Genomic DNA, 22,245 nt, shown 5'->3' with positions numbered 1-22,245 from the left:
GTACGTCCCGTACGAGCACTTCCGGCCGGCACGCCGAGAGCACGCACCGGACGCCGCTCCTGACGGGCAAACGTTGCCTGGCGCGGCACTAGCCCAGGCTGGACGGCTGGAAGCGCTGGGCTACGGCCAGGGGAGCCACACCGCCTGGACGGCATGAAGGCCTCCCACCCCGACGTGGTATCCCACCGCCGCCGACACACCCCGGCGTGCGTCCCCGTACCCGCGCCACTTTGACGACAGGACCTGGGTCGGCTGACGTGGGAATGCGGGGGCGGAGTTTCGATATGCCGGACCGGTCTCGGTCGAGCTGAAGGCTGCGGTCCGGCCTGGCGGGGGCGGGTGCAGGATCGGCTCGGTGGACCGCTGATCAAAGAGACAGGTCCTCATCACGTTGCCGGAAGCTCCAGGCCTCGATGTCGCGGTAGTGGATCGGGCCAGGGCCGCGGCCGAAGTTGCTGCCCACCAGGTGCAGGCGGGCGGCCCGCCATCGGCGGCCGGAGAATGCGGCGAGGCCGGCGGCGGCCTCCACCACGCACGCGGGGTCGTTGCGGCGGGTGCGGGCCAGAGTGAGGTGGGGGCGCAGGGGGCGGTCCTCGAAGGGGACACCGCACTCCTTGACCACGGCGCGCACCTCGGAGGCGAGGAGGTGCAGGCCTTCGAGGTCGCCGTCGATGCCGCTCCACAGCACCCGCTCGTCGAAGTGTCCGCCGCCCCGCAGCGCCAGTTCGAGGGGGCGGCGGGCCGCCGCCAGGTCCGCGAGCGGCGGACGCAGGAGCGGAACGGTTCCGACCGGGAGCTCCCCGAGGAACGCCAGGGTGATGTGCCAGTCCTCGATGCGGTTCCACCGCATGCCCGGATACGCCGCGTAGGCGGGCCGGAGCGCCCGTGCGAGCTCCTCCTTGGCGTCGTCGGGCGGGGCGAGCGCTATGAACACGCGAACGGTCGAGGGCTGGATCTGTTCCTTCACAGAAGTCTTCGTACCGTACGCCGCGCGCTCCAGTCATCTTCCGGCCCGCCGCTGCGCGCGACCGCTCAGCCGACGAGTACGCCCGGGGTGAGGATGCCCCGCGGGTCGAGCGCGCCCTTGGCGGCGCGCAGCGCGAGCGCGACGGGGTCGGGGCGCCGGCGATAGACGTGGGTGAGTCGGCAGTTGACGGATGCCCGGATGCCCGGACGCCCGGATGCCCGGAGGCCTTGAGCGCGGCCTCCCCGACCTCCTTGCGGACCGCTTCGATCAGGCCTGGGATCCGGTCCCAGGTGGCCGCCGTCTCGAAGGTCTCCGCGACGGCTCCCATCCGGGCCAGACCGTCGCGGAGGTAGGGCATCCGCAGGAAGGCCGAGCGCCAGGCGCTCACGGCCGCGTCGGCGCCCGCGGCGCCCGCCCCGTCCGTGCCGTCCGCGCTGCCGTGCGTGCCGCCGCCGCACCGGGGTCGGCCTGGACGGGGGAACGCGACCCCGGCCGCGGTGGGCGGCGCGGCGGCGGGAGCCGCGGGCACCGCCTGGCCCGCGGACCGCCTGACCGCCCACCGCGCGGCGGTGGTGGAGCCCGTCCACCGCACCCCCGCCCCGGCAGCTCCCGCCCCCGCCCGTCCGCTACAGCGGCTGGGCTCCTGCCGGGAGATGCGGTCAGTGCGTCGGCGGGGCCGGAGAGCGCTGCGTCAGCAGGTCGGCCACCTGCCGGGCGGTCTTCTCGCCCGCCCGTTGCCTGATCAGGCCCTCCTTGGCGGCACCGCGGACGCGGGCCGCGGTGGCCTGCGGGCCGGTGCCCGTCAGCGTCACGGTGACCAGGACCGGGTTCATGTTCCCGAAGCCGCCGCCGACGAGGGCCCGCACGACCCGTACCCCGGCGTGGGGCTCCGCACCGGCCGTGCGCACCGGGGTCCCCAGGCGCAGGAGGACATCGGCCGTGCGGGCGGCGGCCTCGGCCGGCGAGACACCCGTCAGGGTCACCTCGACCTCGTGCACGTTCTTCTTCAGCCGCCGGGCCGCGAACTTCGCGCCGAGCCGGCCGCCGGAGCCACCGCCGACGGCTCCCATCGAGCCCAGCGCTTCCGCGAGTATCAGGTCTTCGTCGTCCGTGTCCGTCACGGCGGTAGCGTACGCCGTCACCGCACGCGCCCCCGAACCGGTCCCTCCTGCAAGGAAGTTGACCGTCCGGCGCGGCTCTGGCGGGAAGTGTACGGCGCACGTGTCCGGAACCGCCGAGGCCATGAACAAACGCGGCGCGGCTCAAGATCACCGGTTCGAGGTAACCCCCACCCCTTCCGATGGGCGATCCGGTTCGCGGCTGGTTACTGTGCTTCCGGATCTAGAGGGATTGCCCGGGTATTCACCCAATTTTTCTTCTTCCATCGGTGACGTGCACAGGCATGCGCTGATCACCGCCCGCACGAAGGACACGAAGGAAAGGCCTGCGCGATGACCGTGGACACCAGCCCAGAGGCCCAGCTGGAGCCGACCCAGCAGACGAGTCTGGGCACGGCGGCCGCCCGCAACCTTGCCACCACGACCAAGTCCGCACCCCAGATGCAGGAGATCACCTCCCGGTGGCTCCTGAGGACGCTCCCCTGGGTGGAGACCAAGGGCGGCACCTACCGCGTCAACCGCCGCCTCACCTACACCGTCGGCGACGGCCGCATCGAGTTCGTCCAGGACGGGGCCACCGTCCGGGTGATCCCGCGTGAACTCGGCGAACTCGCCATGCTGCGCGGCTTCGAGGACGAGCAGGTACTGACCACGCTCGCCGACCGCTGCGTCCAGCGCGACTTCCGCGCCGGTGAGGTGCTGGTCGAGCGGGGTGCCCCTGCCGAGCGGATCCACCTCATCGCACACGGTCGCGTCAACCAGACCTCCGTCGGCAAGTACGGAGACGAGATCGCCGTCGCGGTACTGGCGGACGGCGACCGGTTCGGCGAGAACGCGCTGCTGGACGCCGACGCGACCGCCGACTACACGGCCACCGCCGAGACCTCCGGCACCCTGCTCACCCTCTCCCGCGCCGACTTCGCCGCCGTCCTCGACGCGGCGCCGAACCTCCGCGCCCACGTCGAGCGCTTCGGCTCGCTCCCGAACCAGCGGCAGAACAAGCACGGCGAGGCCGAGATCGCGATGTCCGCCGGCCACACCGGCGAGGCCGAACTCCCCGGCACCTTCGTCGACTACGAACTGAGGCCGCGCGAGTACGAGCTCTCCATCGCCCAGACGGTACTGCGCGTCCACACGCGCGTCGCCGACCTCTACAACGGGCCGCACAACCAGACCGAGGAACAGCTCAGGCTCACCATCGAGGCCCTGCGCGAGCGCCAGGAGTACGAGCTCGTCAACAACCGGGAGTTCGGCCTGCTCCACAACGCCGACTTCAAGCAGCGCATCCAGACCCACTCCGGCCCGCCCACCCCGGACGACATGGACGAACTGCTCTGCCGCCGCCGCGGCACCAGGTTCTTCTTCGCCCACCCCCGGACCATCGCGGCGATCGGGCGCGAGTTCAACGCCCGCGGGCTCTACCCGGACCACGTCGACCTCGGCGGCCAGCAGGTCCCGGCCTGGCGCGGGGTCCCGATCCTGCCCTGCAGCAAGATTCCCATCAGCAAGGAGAACACCAGCTCCATCCTCGCCATGCGCACGGGCGAGGACAACCAGGGCGTCATCGGCCTGCACCAGACCGGGCTGCCCGAGGAGTACGAGCCGGGCCTGTCCGTGCGCTTCATGGGCATCAGCGAGCAGGCGATCATCTCGTACCTGGTCACCACCTACTACTCCGCCGCGATCCTGGTGCCCGACGCGCTCGGCGTCATGGAGAACGTGCAGATCGGCCGCCGGCGCGACTGACGGGCGGGCCGCCGCCGGCCCGGCCCCTCCCGAATCCCGGCCGAACGCGCCCGGGATCCGGGACAGCACCACCCCGCCCGCCGGGGGTGTCCTGCCCATCACGGCGGGCTCGCGGCGCCTGGCGCCGTGCCTCGCCGCGACGTCCTCGCCCGGCGACGCTCCGCGTCGCCTTCCTCGTCCGCCTTGCGATCCTTCCCCTCAGCTCAGCTCAGCCCTGCGGGCCTGGGGAGACCCCATGACGTCATGCGCCGCTCCCTGAACCGGCCTGATCGACAAAAACCTAGGAGCCACGGATGCCCGTTCCCGGGCCTTCCCCTGCGCAGTCGAGCCTGCCTGCCGCCGCGGCGCGCTTCGGGACCCATGGTCACGGCCGCGGGGCCGACGCCGTCACCGTAGGCAAGCCCGCACTGCCGACCGGGCCCGCGCTGCCCTTCGGGCCGGCGGCCGCCCTGCCTGCCCACCTCGTCCCCGGTCCTCCGCCCGCACCGGGCGGAGGACCGGGCGGCGACCTGGTCGCGGAGCCGGCACGGGAGGCCGCCGCAGCGACGGCCGCACCGAACCCCGCCCTGGAGCGGATCATGCGCGGCCCCAGCGGCGTGGGCACGGCGGGGCTGTTCTTCACCCCCCGCCAGGCCCCGCCCGCAGAGCCGGCGCCCGCAGAGCCGGCGCCCGAGGCGCCCGCGCCCGCGGCGCAGGGCCGGCCGATCCCCGGCCTCTACCACCACCCGGTCCCGGAGCCCGACCCCGCCCGCGTGGCGGAGGTCAGCCGCCGCATCAAGCGCTGGGCGGTGGACGAGGTGGAGGCGTACCCGCCGGAGTGGGAGGACCAGTTCGACGGCTTCTCCGTCGGCCGCTACATGGTCGCCTGCCACCCGGACGCCCCGACCGTCGACCACCTGATGATCGCCACCAGGCTGATGGTCGCCGAGAACGTGGTCGACGACTGCTACTGCGAGGACCACGGCGGTTCGCCGGTCGGACTGGGCGGAAGGCTTCTGCTGGCGCACACCGCACTCGACCCCGTCCACACGACGGCGGAGTACGAGCCGGCGTGGGCGCAAACGCTCCTCTCGGACGCGCCCCGGCGCTCCTACCGCTCGGCCATGGAGTACTTCACCCGGGCGGCGACGCCGTCGCAGGCCGACCGGTACCGGCACGACATGGCCCGGCTGCACATGGGGTACCTCGCCGAGGCCGCCTGGGCCGAGACGAAGTACGTCCCGCAGGTGTCCGAGTACCTGACGATGCGCCAGTTCAACAACTTCCGCCCCTGCCCCACCATCACCGACACGGTGGGCGGCTACGAACTCCCGGCCGAGCTCCACGCGATGCCCGCCATGCAGCGGGTGATCGCGCTGGCGGGCAATGCCGCCACCATCGCCAACGACCTGTACTCGTACACCAAGGAACTCGAAAGCCCCGGCATGCACCTCAACCTGCCGGTGGTCATCGCGCAACGGGAGGGCCTCTCCGACAAGGAGGCCTACCTCAAGGCGGTCGAAGTCCACAACGACCTGATGCACGCCTTCGAGGCCGCGGCCGCCGAACTGGCCGTGTCCTGCCCCGATCCACGCGTGGTGCGCTTCCTCCGGGGCGTGGCCGTCTGGGTCGACGGCAACCACTACTGGCACCAGACCAACACCTACCGCTACAGCCTGCCCGACTTCTGGTAAGGATGGACTTATCCGTGACTAGCACCGATCTCCCCGTTGCCGCCCCCACCACGGCCTTCATTCCCGCCCCGGCGACGCCCTACCAGGGCGACATCGCCCGGTACTGGGACCACGAGGCCCGGCCGGTGAACCTGCGCCTCGGCGATGTCGACGGCCTGTACCACCACCACTACGGCATCGGTGACATCGACCACGCGGCCCTCGGGGACATCGAGGACAGCGCATACGAGAAGAAGCTGATCGCCGAGCTCCACCGCCTGGAGTCCGCGCAGGCGGACGTCCTGCTGAGCCACCTCGGCGCGATCGGCCGCGACGACACGCTCGTGGACGCAGGCTGTGGCCGCGGCGGTTCGATGGTCATGGCCCACCAGCGGTTCGGGTGCAAGGTCGAGGGCGTCACCCTGTCGGCCAAGCAGGCCGACTTCGCGAACCGGCGCGCCCGCGAGCTGGGCATCGGGGACTCCGTACGCGCCCGCGTCTGCAACATGCTCAACACGCCCTTCGAGACCGGGCAGGCCGCCGCCTCGTGGAACAACGAGTCGAGCATGTACGTCGACCTGCACGACCTGTTCGCCGAGCACTCCCGCGTCCTCGCGGTCGGCGGCCGCTACGTGACCATCACCGGTTGCTGGAACCCGCGTTACGGCCAGCCTTCGAAGTGGGTCTCCCAGATCAACGCGCACTTCGAGTGCAACATCCACTCCCGCCGCGAGTACATGCGCGCCATGGCCGACAACCGCCTCGTACCGCAGGCCGTGATCGACCTGACCCCCGAGACCCTGCCCTACTGGGAGCTGCGTGCGACGTCGTCGCTGGTCACCGGTATCGAGGAGGCCTTCATCAACTCCTACAAGGACGGCTCCTTCCAGTACGTCCTGATCGCCGCCGACCGCGTCTGACACCGCGCCGAGGAGGCCGGGCCCGTGCGGACGGGCCCGGTCGCCGCATGTCAGAGGTTGTCCTGTACCGGCCAACCTCGTAAGAGATCGATCAGATCTCGCGCTACTGTGCGCCCGTGAGTCTTCATGTCGTCATGGGTTTCGGGCCCGCGGGCGCCGCCACCGCCCGTCTGCTGGCCGAGCAAGGACATTCCGTACGCGTCGTCACCAGGTCGGGCAGAGTACCGGAACCGGGGATCGAGCACGTCGCGCTCGACGCGACCGACCGGGGGCGGCTGACGGCCGCCGCACGGGGCGCGGCGGCGATCCACCACTGTGCCGCGCCGCCCTACCACCGCTGGGTGCGCGACTGGCCGCCGCTCGCCGCCGCGGCCTGCGCCGCGGCCGAGGACACCGGGGCCGTACTGGTCATGCTGGGCAACCTCTACGGCTACGGGCCGGTGGACGGACCCATGACCGAAGGGCTGCCGCTCGCGGCGACCGGCCCCAAGGGCCGCGTACGGGCCGCCGCGTGGGAGCAGGCGCGGACCCTGCACGAGCAGGGCCGCATCAGGGCGGTCGAGGTACGGGCCAGCGACTTCTTCGGCCCCGGCGTCACCGACGGCGGGCACCTCGCCGGACGCGTCGTGCCGGCGCTGCTGCGCGGCAAGCCGGTCTCCACGCTCGGCGACCCGGACGCCCCGCACAGCTGGACCTACCTCCCCGACGTGGCCGCGGCGATGGCCGAGGTCGCCGGCGAGGAGCAGGCCTGGGGGCGCCCCTGGCACGTCCCGACCCGGCCTCCGCGCTCCGTACGGGAGATGGCCGACCTGCTCGCAGCCGCGGCGGGAACCGGTCCGGCGGTGGTGCGCAGGATCCCACCGGCAGTACTGGGCCTCGCGGGGCTGTTCTCCCCGCTGATGCGCGAACTGAAGGAGATCCGCTACCAGTTCGACCGCCCCTTCGTCGTCGATTCGAGCGCCTACGAGGCCGCGTTCGCGGTGCGCGCCACTCCCGTCGGCGAACAGGTCGACGCCACGCTCGACTGGTGGCGCGCACTCCCGACCACCGCCCGATGACCGCCGTGACGGGGACGGGGCCCCCGGTGGCGGGGCGCGAGGCGATAGCGGTCGTGGGCATGGCGTGCCGGTTCCCGGGAGCCCGGAACCCGAACGAGTACTGGCGGCTCCTGACGGCCCCGCGGGCACAGTTCTCCACCATCCCGGACGCGCGCTGGCGCAGCGCCGCCTTCCTCGGCGACGACTTCCGCGACGCATCGTCCACCTACACCGACACGATGGCGCTGCTGCCCGACGTGGGCCACTTCGACGCCGCGCACTACGGGATACCGCCGCGCCGGGCCGCCGCGATGGACCCCCAGCACCGGCTGCTCATCGACCTCGCCCGGGAGGCGATCCAGGACGCGGGGTGGGAGGCCGACGGCTTCGACCGTGAGGAGACCTCGGTGATCACCGCGCTCACCGAGAGCGGCTACCGCGAACTCAGCACCATGCGGATACGGATGCGCCAGCTGGCCGGCGGCGAGTTCGGAGCCCCGGCGGCGGACCCGGGTTGGCAGGAGACCGTACGCGCGGTCCCAGGCCTGCACGGCACGTCCGTCGCCGGCCTGCTCCTCAACATGGGACCCAACACGATCAGTTCGGTCTTCGACCTGCACGGCGAGAGCTACGCCCTGGACTCCGCGTGCTCCGGCGGGCTCATGGCCGTCGCTAACGCGGTCCACGCGCTGCGCGCGGGCCGCTCCCGCATCGCCATCGCCGGTGGCGCCCAGCTGATCCTCGCCCCGGACCTGCTGGTGGGACTGTGCCGGATAGGCGCCATCTCGCGCAGCGGCAGATGCCTGCCCTTCGGCGCCGAGGCCGACGGCTTCGTCCTGGGGGAGGGCGCCGGTGTCCTGGTGCTGAGGCCCCTCGCCGACGCCCGGGCGGCCGGCGACCGCGTCTACGCCGTGATCCGCGGCGTGGGCACTGCCAACGACGGGACCGTACAGGGCGGACTGCACCCCCAGGCGGGCGGCCAGCTCAGGGCCCTGCGCCGGGCCTACCGCGACGCGGGCCTGTCCCCGGGAGCGGTGGGCTACCTGGAGGCGCACGGCACCGGGACCACCGTCGGCGACCCCGTCGAGCTCGCGGTCCTGGGCGAACTGCGCGGTGCGGACGCCGCCCCCGCCCACCTCGGCGCGGTCAAGGCGGTCGTCGGACACTCGCTCAACTCCGCGGGCCTGGCCGGACTCATCAAGACGGTCCTGGCCGTGCAGCGGGGGGTGATCCCGCCACAGCCGGAGTTCGGCCTCGCCGACAGCGCCGCACTCGACGCCGCGCGGCTGACCGTCGCCACGGCACCGGTTCCGTGGTCCGGGAACGGCCTGCCCCGCCGAGCGGGCGTGAGCGCCTTCGGCTTCGGCGGTACCGGTGTCCACATGGTCGTGGAGGAGTGCCCCGAGCCGCCCGCGCCGCGGCCGCCGGCCGAGGGGCCGTACGAGCTGCTGCTCACCGCCCGGGACCGGCCCGGACTGGCCAGGTACGCCAGGGACGTGGCACGGACCATCACCGAGGACGGGCCGCCGCTGGCCCGGGTGGCGGACACCCTGGCCCGGCGCGCGCCGCTGGCGGAGCGCCTGGCCCTGGTGGCGCGGGACGCCGCCGACGCGGCTGCCCGGCTGACCGCGGCGGCCTCGGAGCTGGAGGCCGGGCGCGGCGGTGCCCGGGAGTCCGGGCCGACGGCGGCCGAACCCTGCGCCGGGGGACGTACACCGCCGTGCACGCTGCCGCCGAGCCCGCTCGCCCCGCGCCGCCACTGGGTCGTGGACGATGCGGCACGCGAGGCGGCGGAGCCTTCCGCACGCCCCGCGGCGGTGCGCGCGGACGCCGAGCCGGCCACCCCCGCCGTCTCCGCCACCCCCGCCGAGCGCACCGAGCGCACCGAGCGCACCGAGCGCACCGAGCGCACCGAGCGCGCCGTATCCGTGGCTTCCGGCGAGGACGCCGCGTCCTTCGTGCTGGCGGAGGTCTCGCGCACCGGGGTGTTCCCCCTCGCGGACCTCAGCGAGGACATGAAGCTGGTGGCCGGCCTCGGCTTCGACTCCCTCATGCTCCAGGAACTGGCGGTCAACATCGGCAAGCACGCGCCCGGCTTCCGCTCCGAGGAGCTGTTCACGCCCGAACTCACCGTCGGCGCCCTGATCGCGCTGCTCGATCCGAACCGTGCACGGCCGGCCGGCCCCGGCCGGCCGCCGTCCCCGGTGGCGCAGGCGGTCCCATGGCGTGCCGATGCCGCGAGCGTCGACGACTTCCCGGAGGTCGCCCTCTTCGAGCAGCGCCTGGACACGGTCACCGCCAGTGGCGCCGCCTTCCCGTACTTCCGCGTCCACGAGGGCACCATCCGCGACACCACCGTGATCGGCGACCGCTCGTACCTGTCCTTCGGCAGCTACAACTATCTGGGGATCTCCGGTCATCCGGCGGTCAACGAAGCCGTCCACCGGGCCGTGGAGCGGTACGGGACCTCGGTCTCCGCGAGCCGCGCCCTCTCGGGCGAGCGGGAGCTCACGGTCCGGCTCGAACGCGCCCTGGCCGATTTCCTCGGCGTGGGGGACTGCCTCACGCTGGTCAGCGGCCACGCCACCAACGTGACCGCGATCGGGCACCTCGTCGGCGCCGGGGACCTGGTCCTGCACGACGCGCTGGCCCACGACAGCATCCTCCAGGGCTGCGCCCTGTCGGGGGCGGCGAGACGTCCGTTCGCCCACAACGACGCCGGCAGTCTGGAACACCTGCTGCGGCTCAACCGGTCGCGCTTCCGAAGGGTGTTGATCGTCGTGGAGGGCGCGTACAGCATGGACGGCGACCTGGCCGACCTGCCCGCCGTGATCGAGCTGAAGAAGCGGTACGGCGCCCTGCTGATGGTCGACGAGGCGCACAGCATCGGCACCGTGGGCGAACGGGGCCGCGGGGTGGGCGAGTTCTTCGGCGTCGACCGGTGCGACGTGGACCTGTGGATGGGCACCCTCTCCAAGTCCTTCGCCAGTTGCGGGGGTTACCTCGGCGGCTCGGCCCGTATGGTGCGCTGGCTGCGGCACACCCTCCCGGGCTTCGTCTACAGCGTGGGACTCACCCCGGCCAACGCGGCCGCCGCACTGGCCGCCACCGAGCTGATCGCCGCGGAACCGCACCGCGTACGCGCGCTCACACGCAATGCGGCGCTGTTCCTCGGTCTGGCCGCCGAGGCCGGTCTGGCGACCGGCTCCAGTGCGGACACCCCGATCGTGCCGGTCGTCCTCGGCGATTCGGCGCGCACCCTGCATGTCGCCGACCGGCTCTTCGCCCGCGGGGTGATCGCTGATCCGATCTTCCACCCCGCCGTCGAGGAGGGCCTGTCGAGGCTGCGGTTCTTCCTCACGTGCGAACACCGCGAGGACGACATCCGCCGGGCGGTCGCTGTCGTGGCCGAGGAGGTGGAGGCTTCCGCAGGAACCTGAATCGGCCATTTTCAGAACAGTGTTCGTTCGATCCGGCTGAGCATGGCGCTGGTCCCGGGGTCGCCGGCCGCCCCCGCCTCCGCGGTCGGGGCGGCGCCGTCCCTTCCCTCCGCACCGCCCATCCGCTGGGAGAGCAGGTAGGCGATGATCTCCGCCTCCTGCTCCTGCACGTCGTCGTAGGCGGCGCGCAGGAGCATGTCGCGGACGAGTTCGGGGTCGAGGTTGGGAAAGAGCAGACGGGCGGCCGTCTCGTCCAGCCCGCCGGCGCCGCGATGGCAGCAGATGATGTGGCCCAGCTCGTGCAAGATGATGTGCTCCTGATGCGCGCTGGTGGTGTTGGCGTCGTAGAAGATGAGGTCCTCGTCGCGGGCGGCGACCCACATGCCGCACGGGTGCGACGAGGGCATCTGCATCGGGACCAGGATGATCGGGCGGCCCCGCGCTTCGCCGAGGTGGCGGCACAGCTCGGCCACGTCGGTCGTCTCCGGCAGGGCGAGTTCGGCGATCCGCTCCGCACCGGCCTTCCGTAGCTTCTTGAGCTGACTGCGGCGGTCCTGGTCCGCCGACCGCTCCTTGCGGGCGCCCCTCATTCGGGGCCGGAGGGATCGTCGACGGGCGGGAGGCCCTGCAACTGCCGGTACTGGTCCATGATGGCCGTGATGGCCTGGAGGTTCTCCTTCTTCATCCCGGCCGCCCGCATCGCCACGGCGCGGACCCCGGACTGCCGCAGCGCCTCGACGGCGGCGATCTCACTGAGGACCGACTGGGCGACCTTGTCGTCGAAGAAGTAGGCGACGGAGACGCCGAAGAAGCGGGCCAGTGCGGCGAGGAGGTCGGGCGAGGGATTGGAGCGCTTTCCGGTCCGCAGCTGCGACAGATACACGCCTCCGACCTTGAGTTCGGGGTTGACCCGCTTCAGTTCCTCCGCCACTTCGGCGTTGGTCCAGTGCTTGCCCTTGGGACGAACTGTTTTGAACAGGTCGTCGAGACGCACTGCGAGCAGGGGCCGGTCATCGCCCCCGGTCTCGGTCTCCGTCATGGTGAACCTTCCTCCCGTCACCTCCTCGGCATAGCCCTTGGCTATGCGTCACTTTCCCAGAATAGCGGTCAGTTGACAATCGGCCGGGACTCCGCCAACGTTGGGTCTCGCCGATAGCTGTCAGCTAACGCGACTCACGGGGGAAACGGGGTCGGGTTGCTGCGGAAATCGGACTGGCCCGGCCCTCGGGGGATGGGCCGGGCCAGTCCGGGCGGAAGCCACCCGTCCGGCCCGATGAAACACGGGGGAACGGGAGAAGCCCGCCCGGTTTGACGGGGGATGCAAACCGGGCGGGAGCTCTCAGCTCGCCTTGCTGAGCTTACTGTAGGCGGCGGCAACCTGGGTGAGCCAGGCGACTTCCGCTACGAAGTTGTCGGTATCGCGGTCGTCGAAATCACCCGCGTCCTTGCTGTGGTCGGGGACGATCCCGGTCCGCTTCGCCTCCAGGGCCTGCCTGATCTGCGCCGCTTCGGCGAAAGCCTGACGCAGCTCCGCGCCCGCCTCGCCGTTCGTCTCCCCGCCCGCCATCCTGCCCGGAACGCAGGCGGCGTTCGTCTCGCGGTCGATGTAGGGCCTCAGGTCCCGCCAGCCGTCCCGGATCTCCACCACCCGGCGGTGCAGCCGGTAGTTGAGGTCGGAGACCGAGGGCCCCGGGGGCTCCAGTGCGATGTCCGGCGAGGCCTCGTACAGGTCCCGCCAGAGCGGGTGCAGCGCCCGGTAGGACCGGTAGCTGCGGGCCCAGTCCGTCAGGCGTGAAACGGGCGGCCCCCAGAGGGAGTTGATCAGGCTGAGCGAGAGGATCACGATCCCCGAGGCGCTGAAGATGTTCGAGGCGAGCTTCCAGGCGCCGATGTCCACCCCGGCTGCCAAGGTCAGGATGTTGACCGTGCGGGCCGTGCAGTAGAGGAACAGCACCACGGCGGCGACCGACAACATCCGCAGGGCCTGCCGCAGCGAGGCGTTGTCCGTCATCCGGGCGTACGGGCCGCACTGGCGGTAGATCGTCACGCACGGCACCGCCTGGGACACGATGAAGACCAGGAGGTAGGTCAGGAGCAGCGGCCTGCTGGTGCCGTCGAAGTCCGAGGCCGGCCGGCCGGGGCCGTCCGCGAGGAAGAACAGGGCCGTCAGCAGCACGTCCAGGACGATGCCGGTGATCAGCCAGTACCTGGTCCCGCGAGCCGCCGCCTCGTCCGTCGCCGCCCAGCGCAGCAGGATGATCTGCGCCGCGACGCAGAAGGCGACAGCGGCCAGGTGCATGATGAGGATGGCCAGGTTCCCCACGCCCAGGATGCTTCCGCCGCCCATGGCGACGGCGCCCATGGTGAAGGTGAGGCACTGGAGCAGCAGGGTGGCGATCAGCGCGCGGTAGGCGCCGTCGCGCCAGCTGCGGCGGGCCTGGGAGAGGCGGTAGAAGAGCGCGGCGTAGGAGGAGAGCGCCGCTGTCGCGAAGCAGAGGGTTCGGATCGCGTTCACCTCAGTGGTCGCCCTCGCCCAGCGGGACCACGAGTCCGACGGTCTCGGCCGTCACGGCGACGGCGTGGTCGAAGTAGGCGGCCTCGTCCCGGACGCTGTCGTGCGTACGGCTGAAGACCTGGAACACCAGCAGCCCGATCAGGCTGCTCCACAAGGCGATGCCGCGCTCGACGATGTCCGAGAACGGAGCCGGGGGCGCACCGCCGAAGAGGGCCAGGGCCTCCGGGCGGAGCAGCGACGGGCCCGGCAATGTCCGCCGGGGCGGGGTCAGTTCTCCGCTCTCCAGTGCCGACCGGAGGATGCCGGCGAGCACCGCGGGAGTGCGCGAGGCGGGCAGGACGGTGTCCTGCGGGGCGTGGTAGCCGGGCACGGGCGAGCCGTAGATCAGCGTGAACTCGGCGGGGTTGGCGAAGGACCACTGCCGCAGGGCGCGGGCCACCGCGAGGAGCCGGGCGCCGGCCGGTGCACCGGCGTCCACGGCGGCCCGGTCGGCCTGCTCCATCGCGGCACCGGACGCGTCGTAGGCGTCGACGACCAGCGCCGTGAACAGGTCGTCCCGGTGCGGGAAGACGGCTTCCACAGCGGTGACGTCGAGACCGCTGCCGCGAGCCACGGCGTCCAAGGACAGTCCTGCCGCCCCCCGTTCCACCAGTTGTCGGCGGGCGGCGTCCTTCACCACCGCCGTCAGGGCCACGTCGTCACTCGATTGCGTTGCGGAAACGTTCATGCGCGAACCGTACCCGCGGACGGCCGAACGGGGGACCGGGTGGCTCGAACGCCCGTGCCACCCGCCGTGATCCGGCCACGGCGGGTGGGGACGGAGGCCGGGGAAGACCGGTTGGCCGCAGGCCCGGGTCCCGGCCGCCCGTTCAGGAGACGGTGACGAACTGCCCGATACTCGGCACCCCTTGGGCGTCGAGGGCGAAGAGCATGTACGTACCCGGCAGCACCACACCGGTGTCCGAGGGGATCGACACCGTGTACGTGCCCACCCCCGCGGGAGTGGACACGAGCGGGACCCGCCGCTGGTCGTTGTCGGTGGAGTGGGTCGCGGCCGCCGCCCGCATCAGCACGAACGACGCCACGGACGAGTCGGTGCCCACCGTCAGCGACGTGCCGGGAGCCGCCCTCGGGGGCACGCCACCGGTGATGGCGGGCCTCGGCTTCGGCGTACCGTCCGCGTTGAGCAGGTAGGGCGGAGTGAAGACCGCCCCGTCGGGATGGTTGGTGGCGCAGTCGCCGCACAGGCCGCCGCCACCGGAGAAGATCCGGCCGTCCGGCAGCAGGTTGGCCACGCTGTGGTAGTTGCGCGGGACGGCCATGGTGGCGAGCGGGGTGAACCTGCCCGTCGCAGGGTCCCAGAGCTCGGGGGTCAGGACCGAGGTGGCGTCGCTGAACGGCACCGGATAGGCCTGCCCGCCGAAGACGGCCACCTTGCCGTCCGGCAGGACGACGCTGTTGCTGAACGCGCGGGCGTACTCCATGTCCCCGGTACGGGCCGCCTGGACCTGGCTGCCCGAGATGCCCACGGTGTAGGCGCGCCGCGTGGCGGGGGAGTCCTGGTACGCCGGCGAGCCGCCCAGCGTGACCAGCTTGCCGATGTCGTACGGGACGGCGTTGCCGGTCATGGCGTCCTGACTGTCGGCCCGGTCGCCGGCCGGCGTGACGGCGCCCTGCCCACTGGTCGATATCCAGTTCATCTGCTTGCTCGGACCCAGTTGCAGGACCTTGCCGCCCGAAGTGGCGTGCAGCCACATGTGGTTGTCCGCGCGGTACGGGCCCGCCGGATCCGCGGTCAGCGCCTGGGAGGCGGGAACGCCGGGGAGCCGCCGCCACGTACGCGTGTCCGGCGACCAGACCTCGCCGGCCTTGTCGGTGCTCGCGTTCCCGCTCCAGGACCCGCCGAGGACGAAGGCCTCGCCGGTGGAGAGCAGCGTCATGGCCTGATAGCCGCGGGCTATGTCCATGCTGGCGGTCGCCGACCAGGAGTCGGTGGCCGGGTCGTAGACGCTGGCCTTCTCCGCGTTGCTGCCCCCGGTGACCAGCACCCGGCCGTCGGCCAGCATGGCTATGCCGGGGCAGAACATGTCGTGGCCGGTGTTGTCGATGCGGCGCTGGGTGACCTTGCCCGTCTTCAGGTCCAGGATCGCCGTCTGGGTGTAGCCGCTGCTGCCGCCGAAGCGGTCGACCGCGTACGCGGACCACGCGAGCAGCTTGTCCCCGGGCAGCGCGGCGGTAGCCACGGGTACCAGCGGGAAGCCGATGACCCGGCCCCAGGAACCGTGCACGGCGGGGCTGGCCGGCCCGCTCAGGCGTATCTCGCCCGCCGAGGTCCACGGGCCGCGGCCGCCGGCCTCGCTGCTCACGGTGAGGCGTACGTACCGGGCGTGCTCGGCTCGGGTGAAGGTGGCGGTCTTGGCGGTGTCGTCGTCCCGCCAGGTGCCGGAGGCCACCGCGGCGCCGAAGGTGATGCCGTCGGTGCTGGTCGCGACGGTGTACGCGCCGGCGCGCCCGTTGGGCCCGTCGCCGCGGGGACGGTAGACGAGCGCGGAGACGACCGCGGTGCGGTGCATGTCGATGGTGATGCTGTGCGGCAGCGGTGCGGGGGTGCCGGTCCACTTGCTGTGCCAGATGGTGTTGGCGTTGCCGTCGAGGGCGTTGGCGGCGCGACCGTTCTCACCGGTCGTCTCCTCGTCGCTCGCCGTGGCCGTCCACCCGGCTCGGGGCAGGTCGACGGTGGCGGCGGGGGTGCCGGGGTCGCCCAGCAGGTCGATCTCGGCGGCGGAGGTCCAGGGCCCGCGGTTGCCGGCCTCGGTCTGCGCCGTCAGCCGTACGAACCGGGCGCCCGTCGGGGCGAATCCGAGGGTCTTGGCGGTGGCGTCGTCCGCGAGGGTGCCGGTGGCGAGGGCGCTGCCCCAGTTCCGGCCGTCCGCGCTGACGTTGATCGCGTACTCCCCGACGCGCCCGTTGGGGCTGCCCGCGCGGGGGCGGTAGACCAGCGCGGAGACGACCGCCGTGCGGTGCATGTCGATGGTGATGGTGTGCGGCAGCGGAGCGGCCGTCGCGGTCCACTTGCTGTGCCAGATGGTGTTGCTGTCACCGTCGAGGACGTTGGCTGCGCGGCCGTTCTCGCCGGTGGTCTCCTCGTCGCTCGCCGCCGCCGTCCATCCGGCCCGGTCGAGAACGGGGGCCGCGGGTTCCATGGCGTTCGCCGGCGCGACGCCGTGGTGCGGTGACTGCACCGCCGCCTGCTGATCGGTGGGCACGGGCGCGGCCCGTGGCCCCGGGGCCCGGCCGGCTGCGGTGCTCGTTACCCCGAGCCACGGTGTCAGGCCTATCAGCAGGGAGCCGAGGGCGAAGGCTATGAGCAGGTGGGAGCGGCGTAACAGACGAGAGAGCGCGAAGGAGCGCCTGGACTGCAATCTGACCTCCTGGGGCGAACCGATGAGCCCCGTAGAACATAGTCAGCGCAGGGACAACTCGTCCGGGAACAGGCAGATTTGGCGGGAACCCGTGTGCCCGCCCCGGCGGGTCGCCGGGCCGTGTCAGGAAAGGCCTTCCCAGAAGCCGAGGCGGTGCTCCCGGCGGTAGTCGACCGGACCGATCCGCTGCGGCGCAAGGGACTGCGTGTACGGCCGGTCCGCCCGGTGGGGCGGCCAGCCGGGCAGGCCGGACCCCCGCGGCGCACCGGTACGGGCGAACGCCGCCCAGTAGCCGGTCATCGTGGCCGACAGCCGGCGCTGCGCCGGGGTGAAGCGCGGCTCGGCGGCCTCGTCCTCGAACAGGTACGGGACGTCACCGGCATGGAAGGCCCCGAAGGCGAAGCCGCCCGGCAGCGGCAGGAACATCGGCGCGTCGCGGTCGGCGAACTCGTACGCGTACACGGGCACATGCGGCGCGAGCGCGTCGTGCTGGGCCTGAGTGCCGCGCGCCCACATCCGGTCGGTGACCACCGCGGCCCACGCCAGCGCGGGGGAGGCGAAGGCGGACGGCGGGTACGCGGCCCGTACCCGCGCCGCGGACGCCGCGCCGAACGCGCTGCGCAGCGCACGGTCGTAGTCCGCCTCGGTGAAGGGCCGGCCGGCCGCGTCGTACGTCATCGCGACGAAGGTGCGGTGCTCGTCGCGGGTGGCGCCCGACAGCACGGGCACCCGGTGGAAGCGCCCGGCCCGCAGGGCCGCGGGCGGCAGTTCGGGGAGGGTGGCGTTGCCGTACCCGAACGCCTGGAAGGCGTTCATGACGTTCGGCACCTCCAGGATCCTGCGTACGGGCAGGGCGCGCAGGCAGGCGAGGGTGCGCTCCGGGCGGTCGTCACCGCAGCCCAGGGAGGAGGTCATCGCCGTCGTGATGTCCTCCATCTCCCGCCCGGTCCGCCAGACGTACCACGGGTATCCCGGTACGCCCGGCCCCATCGCGCCCGGCGGCATGTCCATCGTGCCCTCACCGCTCGCCATGACCGCGCGGTGGAACAGGCCCGCGGAGGCGGGCGAGGTCAGGTGCCCGGCGACGGCCGACGCCCCGAAGGACACGCCCGCGACGGTGACATTGCCCGGATCGCCGCCGAAGGCCCGCGCGTTCCTCCGTACCCAGGTCAGGGCCGCCCGCTGGTCCTGCAGGCCGAAGGTGCCGGAGCCCTCCAGACCCGGCAGTGCCAGGCCCCCGAAGACGCCGAGCCGGTAGTTGACGGTGACGACCACCAGGCCGCGCGCGGCCAGTCGGCGCCCGTCGAAGAAGGAGCCGCCGCCCACGGAGCCGTCCCCGTGGATCCAGACCAGCACGGGCGCGGCCCGCCGCCGGTCCGCCCCGGGCGGCGTGGTCACGTTCAGGACCAGGCAGTCCTCCTGCGTGCTGGAGATCCGCGCGTACGGTGAGGGCACCTGCGGGCACAGCGGCCCCGGCGCGGTGGCGTCCCGCACCCCCTTCCACGGCCGTACGGGACGGGGCGGCGCCCACCGGTGCCGTCCCTCGGGGGCACCCGCGTAGGGGACGCCCCGGAAGACCAGGTGCGGGCCCGACCGCCCGCCGCGCACCGGCCCGGCGTCCGTGCGGACCGTCTCGCCGACCGGCTCCGGTCCCGGCCGAGCGGCGCAGCCGAGCGGCGCGGACACCGTGGCGGCCAGCGCCAGGGCGCAGGCCGCCGCCACGAGGGGCCGGCCGGCGAGGGACCGGCGGGCAGATCCGCGAGGAGTCACCGTCACCCGGCAAGCCTTCCGCGCGCTGCCCGGTCCCGCGCGCGTACGTGCCGTACGCGACCGGATCGGACGCAGGTCCGCGGCCGCCGGGCCGCCCCGGCGGTCAGGCGCCGACGTAGGCCGCGAGGTGCTCCCCGGTGAGGGTCGAACGGTCGGCGACGAGGTCGGCGGGGGTGCCCTCGAAGACGATCCGGCCGCCGTCGTGGCCGGCGCCGGGGCCGAGGTCGACGATCCAGTCGGCGTGCGCCATGACCGCCTGGTGGTGCTCGATGACGATGACCGACTTGCCCGAGTCGACGAGCCGGTCGAGCAGGCCGAGGAGCTGCTCGACGTCGGCGAGGTGGAGGCCGGTGGTCGGCTCGTCGAGGACGTACACACCGCCCTTGTCGGACATGTGCGTGGCCAGCTTCAGCCGCTGCCGCTCGCCGCCGGACAGCGTGGTGAGCGGCTGGCCGAGGCTGACGTAGCCCAGCCCGACATCGGCGAGCCGGTCCAGGATGCGGTGCGCGGCCGGTGTGGCCGCCCCACCGGACCCGAAGAACGCGAGCGCCTCGGTCACCGGCATCGCGAGCACCTCGCTGATGTCGCGGCCCCCCAGGTGGTAGTCCAGCACCGACGCCTGGAACCGCTTGCCCTCGCAGTCCTCGCAGGTGGTCGCGACACCGGCCATCATCGCCAGGTCGGTGTAGACGACTCCCGCGCCGTTGCAGGTGGGGCAGGCGCCCTCGGAGTTGGCGCTGAACAGCGCCGGCTTCACCCCGTGGGCCTTGGCGAAGGCCTTGCGGATCGGGTCGAGCAGACCGGTGTACGTCGCCGGGTTGCTGCGCCGGGACCCGCGGATCGCGCCCTGGTCGATCGACACGACGCCCTCGCCCGCCGGGATCGAACCGTGGATCAGCGAACTCTTCCCGGAGCCTGCGACTCCGGTGATGACGGTGAGAACGCCCAGCGGAATGTCCACGTCGACGTCACGCAGGTTGTGCTTCGAGGCGCCGCGGATCGCCAGCACGCCGGTCGGCTTGCGCACCGCCTCCTTCAGCGCCGCCCGGTCGTCGAAGTGCCGGCCGGTGACGGTGCCGCCCTTGCGCAGCCCGTCGACGGTGCCCTCGAAGCAGACGGTGCCGCCCGCCGTCCCGGCGCCGGGACCGAGGTCGACGACGTGGTCGGCGATCGCGATCGTCTCCGGCTTGTGCTCCACGACGAGCACCGTGTTGCCCTTGTCCCGCAGCCGCATCAGCAGGCCGTTCATGCGCTGGATGTCGTGCGGGTGCAGCCCGGTGGTGGGCTCGTCGAAGACGTACGTGGTGTCGGTGAGGGAGGACCCGAGGTGGCGGATCATCTTCACGCGCTGCGCCTCGCCGCCGGAGAGCGTGCCCGCGGGACGGTCCAGGGAGAGGTAGCCGAGCCCGATCTCGACGAACGATGCGAGGGTGTGGTGGAGCGCGGTGAGCAGCGGTGCCACGGAGGGCTCGTCGAGGGAGTCGACCCATGCGGCCAGGTCGCTGATCTGCATCGCGCACGCGTCGGCGATGCCGACCCCCTTGATCTTCGAGGACCGGGCCGCCTCGGTGAGCCGGGTGCCGTCGCAGTCGGGGCAGGTCGTGAAGGTCACCGCCCGGTCCACGAACTCCCGGATGTGCGGCTGCATCGACTCGCGGTCCTTGGCGAGCATCGACTTCTGGATCCGGGGGATGAGCCCCTCGTAGGTCATGTTGATGCCCGCGATCTTCATCCGGACCGGCTCGCGGTGGAGGAAGTCGTGCAGCTCCCTCTTGGTGTACGCGCGGATCGGCTTGTCGGCGTCGTAGAGGCCCGACTCGCTGTAGAGCCGGTAGCTCCAGCCGCCCGGCTTGTAGCCGGGGACGGTCAGGGCGCCGTCGTTCAGCGACTTGGAGTCGTCGTAGAGCTGCGTGAGGTCGAGATCGGTGACCGAGCCCCGGCCCTCGCAGCGCGGGCACATGCCACCGGTGATGCTGAAGGAGCGGCGCTCCTTCACGGTCTGGCCGCCGCGCTCCACGGTGACCGCACCCGCGCCGCTGATGGAGGCGACGTTGAAGGAGAACGCCTTGGGCGAGCCGATGTAGGGCTTGCCGAGCCGGCTGAAGAGGATGCGTAGCATCGCGTTGGCGTCGGTGGCGGTGCCGACCGTGGAGCGGGGGTCGCCGCCCATCCGCTGCTGGTCGACGATGATCGCGGTGGTCAGACCGTCGAGGACGTCGACCTCCGGCCGCGCCAGCGTCGGCATGAAGCCCTGCACGAAGGCGCTGTACGTCTCGTTGATCAGCCGCTGCGACTCGGCGGCGATCGTGTCGAAGACCAGTGAGCTCTTGCCCGAGCCGGAGACGCCGGTGAACACCGTCAGCCTGCGCTTGGGGATCTCGATGCTCACGTCCTTGAGGTTGTTCACGCGGGCGCCGTGCACGCGGATCAGGTCGTGGCTGTCGGCGGCGTGCCGGGCGGGGGGCTGCGTGTACTTCCTCGTGGCCATGCTTGACGTGTCTCCATCCATGGATCGGGCCGGGGCCGCGGTCACGCCGGTGACGCGAGCGTGACCGCGGCCCGTGAGGGGAAGGGGTTCCTACTGCTTGCGCGGCTGGTTGAAGCGGAGCATGTTGCCGGCCGGGTCGCGGAAGGCGCAGTCGCGGACACCGTACGGCTGGTCGATCGGCTCCTGCATGACCTCCCCGCCGGCCGCCCGGATGCGTTCGAAGGTGGCGTCGACGTCGTCGGTGGAGAAGATGACGCCGCGCAGCATGCCCTTGGCCAGCAGTTCCGCCATCGCCTGCCGGTCCGCGGCGGGGGCGCCGGGGTCGGCGAGCGGCGGTTCGAGGACGATCTCGACGTCCTGCGAGGGTGAGCCGACGGTCACCCAGCGCATCCCTTCGAAGCCGACGTCGTTGCGTACCTCCAGGCCCAGGACGTCGCGGTAGAAGGTGATCGCCTTGTCGTGGTCGTCGACTGCGATGAAGCACTGCGAGAGGTTGATGTTCATGGCTCCGACGCTACGAGGCGCCCGCCGATTCCGCTTCTCCATTCCTGATCGGTTCACGGCGGACCGGTTCACCACCCCTGACCGGTCGTGTCATGTACTTCGCGACGCACGCCGGGATGGCCTCGCCCGCCTCGTGCCGGCGGGCCCGGTAGGCGCTGGGGCTCTCGCCGACCAGCTCGGTGAAGCGTGAGCTGAAGGACCCCAGCGACGTGCTCCCGACGGCGAAGCAGACATCCGTCACGCTCATGTCGCCCCGCCGCAGAAGGGCCTTCGCGCGCTCGACGCGCCGGGTCATCAGATAGCTGTACGGGGTCTCGCCGAAGGCGGCGCGGAAGCTGCGGGAGAAGTGCCCGGGGGACATCAGGGCGACCTTCGCGAGCGCCGGAACGTCCAGGGGCTGCGCGTAGTCGCGGTCGATCACGTCCCGGGCACGGCGCAGCCTCACCAGGTCTTCCAGGGTCATGCGTACCAGCATCGCACGGTGCGGACCGCTCGCCTCGGCGTCCGCGGGATCCGGCGATGTTCTTGATCCCCGAGATGAACTCCAGGTCTGCGAGCTTTGCCCCGAGCCCTTCCCCGGGCGGTTCGAGGCTGCTCGGCCGGGTTCGTCCTGAGCCGGCTCTGACCGGCCCCGGGCCGAGGACGGGCCGGGCGTCCGGCTCGGCC

The 22,245-nt window shown here is 72.3% G+C and carries 16 protein-coding genes; 5 read left to right on the top strand and 11 right to left on the bottom strand.

Annotated features, from left to right (window positions below; genetic code table 11):
- Positions 1-367 precede the first annotated feature (367 nt).
- Positions 368-967, bottom strand: a complete 600-nt coding sequence (thpR, locus tag ACFWFZ_RS20485) for an RNA 2',3'-cyclic phosphodiesterase (RefSeq protein WP_387124209.1) — start codon at positions 965-967, stop codon at positions 368-370.
- A 659-nt stretch (positions 968-1,626) separates the two neighbouring features.
- A complete protein-coding gene (locus ACFWFZ_RS20480; protein WP_387124208.1) occupies positions 1,627-2,088 on the bottom strand; it encodes a hypothetical protein in 462 nt (153 codons plus the stop codon).
- 330 nt (positions 2,089-2,418) lie between these two features.
- On the opposite strand from ACFWFZ_RS20480, the gene ACFWFZ_RS20475 reads away from it, so the two are divergent.
- From ACFWFZ_RS20475 to ACFWFZ_RS20455, 5 genes are all read left to right on the top strand, one after another.
- Positions 2,419-3,831: a family 2B encapsulin nanocompartment shell protein gene (locus ACFWFZ_RS20475; protein ID WP_387124207.1), complete on the top strand. Its 1,413-nt coding sequence runs from the start codon at positions 2,419-2,421 to the stop codon at positions 3,829-3,831.
- 293 nt (positions 3,832-4,124) lie between these two features.
- Positions 4,125-5,504: a family 2 encapsulin nanocompartment cargo protein terpene cyclase gene (locus ACFWFZ_RS20470; RefSeq protein WP_387124206.1), complete on the top strand. Its 1,380-nt coding sequence runs from the start codon at positions 4,125-4,127 to the stop codon at positions 5,502-5,504.
- A gap of 14 nt (positions 5,505-5,518) precedes the next feature.
- On the top strand, positions 5,519-6,403 hold the full coding sequence (locus tag ACFWFZ_RS20465; RefSeq protein ID WP_387124205.1) for a geranyl diphosphate 2-C-methyltransferase: 885 nt from the start codon (positions 5,519-5,521) through the stop codon (positions 6,401-6,403).
- Positions 6,404-6,519: 116 nt separating this feature from the next.
- On the top strand, positions 6,520-7,461 hold the full coding sequence (locus tag ACFWFZ_RS20460) for an NAD-dependent epimerase/dehydratase family protein (protein WP_387124204.1): 942 nt from the start codon (positions 6,520-6,522) through the stop codon (positions 7,459-7,461).
- The gene (locus tag ACFWFZ_RS20455; RefSeq protein ID WP_387124279.1) at positions 7,458-10,880 is read left to right on the top strand and encodes an aminotransferase class I/II-fold pyridoxal phosphate-dependent enzyme; all 3,423 of its coding nucleotides are present in this window, start codon (positions 7,458-7,460) and stop codon (positions 10,878-10,880) included. The genes ACFWFZ_RS20460 and ACFWFZ_RS20455 overlap by 4 nt, the downstream gene beginning before the upstream one ends.
- Positions 10,881-10,891: 11 nt before the next feature.
- Here the strand turns inward: ACFWFZ_RS20455 and ACFWFZ_RS20450 are convergent, their stop codons facing one another.
- The 9 genes from ACFWFZ_RS20450 to ACFWFZ_RS20410 all read right to left on the bottom strand — a co-directional run bounded on the left by ACFWFZ_RS20450 (position 10,892) and on the right by ACFWFZ_RS20410 (position 22,042).
- Positions 10,892-11,470 (bottom strand): toxin, encoded by a 579-nt coding sequence (locus tag ACFWFZ_RS20450; protein WP_387124203.1) that lies wholly within the window; start codon positions 11,468-11,470, stop codon positions 10,892-10,894.
- A complete protein-coding gene (locus ACFWFZ_RS20445) occupies positions 11,467-11,919 on the bottom strand; it encodes a helix-turn-helix domain-containing protein (RefSeq protein WP_387124202.1) in 453 nt (150 codons plus the stop codon). The genes ACFWFZ_RS20450 and ACFWFZ_RS20445 overlap by 4 nt, the downstream gene beginning before the upstream one ends.
- Before the next feature lie 300 nt (positions 11,920-12,219).
- Positions 12,220-13,395 carry an MAB_1171c family putative transporter gene (locus ACFWFZ_RS20440; RefSeq protein WP_387124201.1) on the bottom strand — a complete coding sequence of 392 codons (1,176 nt, stop codon included), beginning with the start codon at positions 13,393-13,395 and terminating at the stop codon, positions 12,220-12,222.
- A 1-nt stretch (position 13,396) separates the two neighbouring features.
- Entirely contained in the window at positions 13,397-14,122 is a 726-nt protein-coding gene (locus ACFWFZ_RS20435; RefSeq protein ID WP_387124200.1) for a TetR/AcrR family transcriptional regulator, read from the bottom strand.
- A gap of 142 nt (positions 14,123-14,264) precedes the next feature.
- The gene (locus ACFWFZ_RS20430) at positions 14,265-16,817 is read right to left on the bottom strand and encodes a discoidin domain-containing protein (protein ID WP_387124199.1); all 2,553 of its coding nucleotides are present in this window, start codon (positions 16,815-16,817) and stop codon (positions 14,265-14,267) included.
- A gap of 123 nt (positions 16,818-16,940) precedes the next feature.
- Positions 16,941-18,593 carry a carboxylesterase/lipase family protein gene (locus ACFWFZ_RS20425; protein ID WP_387124198.1) on the bottom strand — a complete coding sequence of 551 codons (1,653 nt, stop codon included), beginning with the start codon at positions 18,591-18,593 and terminating at the stop codon, positions 16,941-16,943.
- A gap of 97 nt (positions 18,594-18,690) precedes the next feature.
- On the bottom strand, positions 18,691-21,075 hold the full coding sequence (locus ACFWFZ_RS20420) for an ATP-binding cassette domain-containing protein (RefSeq protein ID WP_387124197.1): 2,385 nt from the start codon (positions 21,073-21,075) through the stop codon (positions 18,691-18,693).
- Between the two features lie 90 nt (positions 21,076-21,165).
- The gene (locus ACFWFZ_RS20415) at positions 21,166-21,579 is read right to left on the bottom strand and encodes a VOC family protein (protein ID WP_387124196.1); all 414 of its coding nucleotides are present in this window, start codon (positions 21,577-21,579) and stop codon (positions 21,166-21,168) included.
- Between the two features lie 10 nt (positions 21,580-21,589).
- Positions 21,590-22,042: a helix-turn-helix domain-containing protein gene (locus ACFWFZ_RS20410; RefSeq protein WP_387124195.1), complete on the bottom strand. Its 453-nt coding sequence runs from the start codon at positions 22,040-22,042 to the stop codon at positions 21,590-21,592.
- Positions 22,043-22,245 lie beyond the last annotated feature (203 nt).

Source organism: Streptomyces sp. NPDC060232 (assembly GCF_042726555.1).
Classification (GTDB): Bacteria; Actinomycetota; Actinomycetes; order Streptomycetales; family Streptomycetaceae; genus Streptomyces.
The sequence above is the reverse complement of the archived record's forward strand: the minus strand, read 5'-3'. Positions and strand labels throughout refer to the sequence as shown.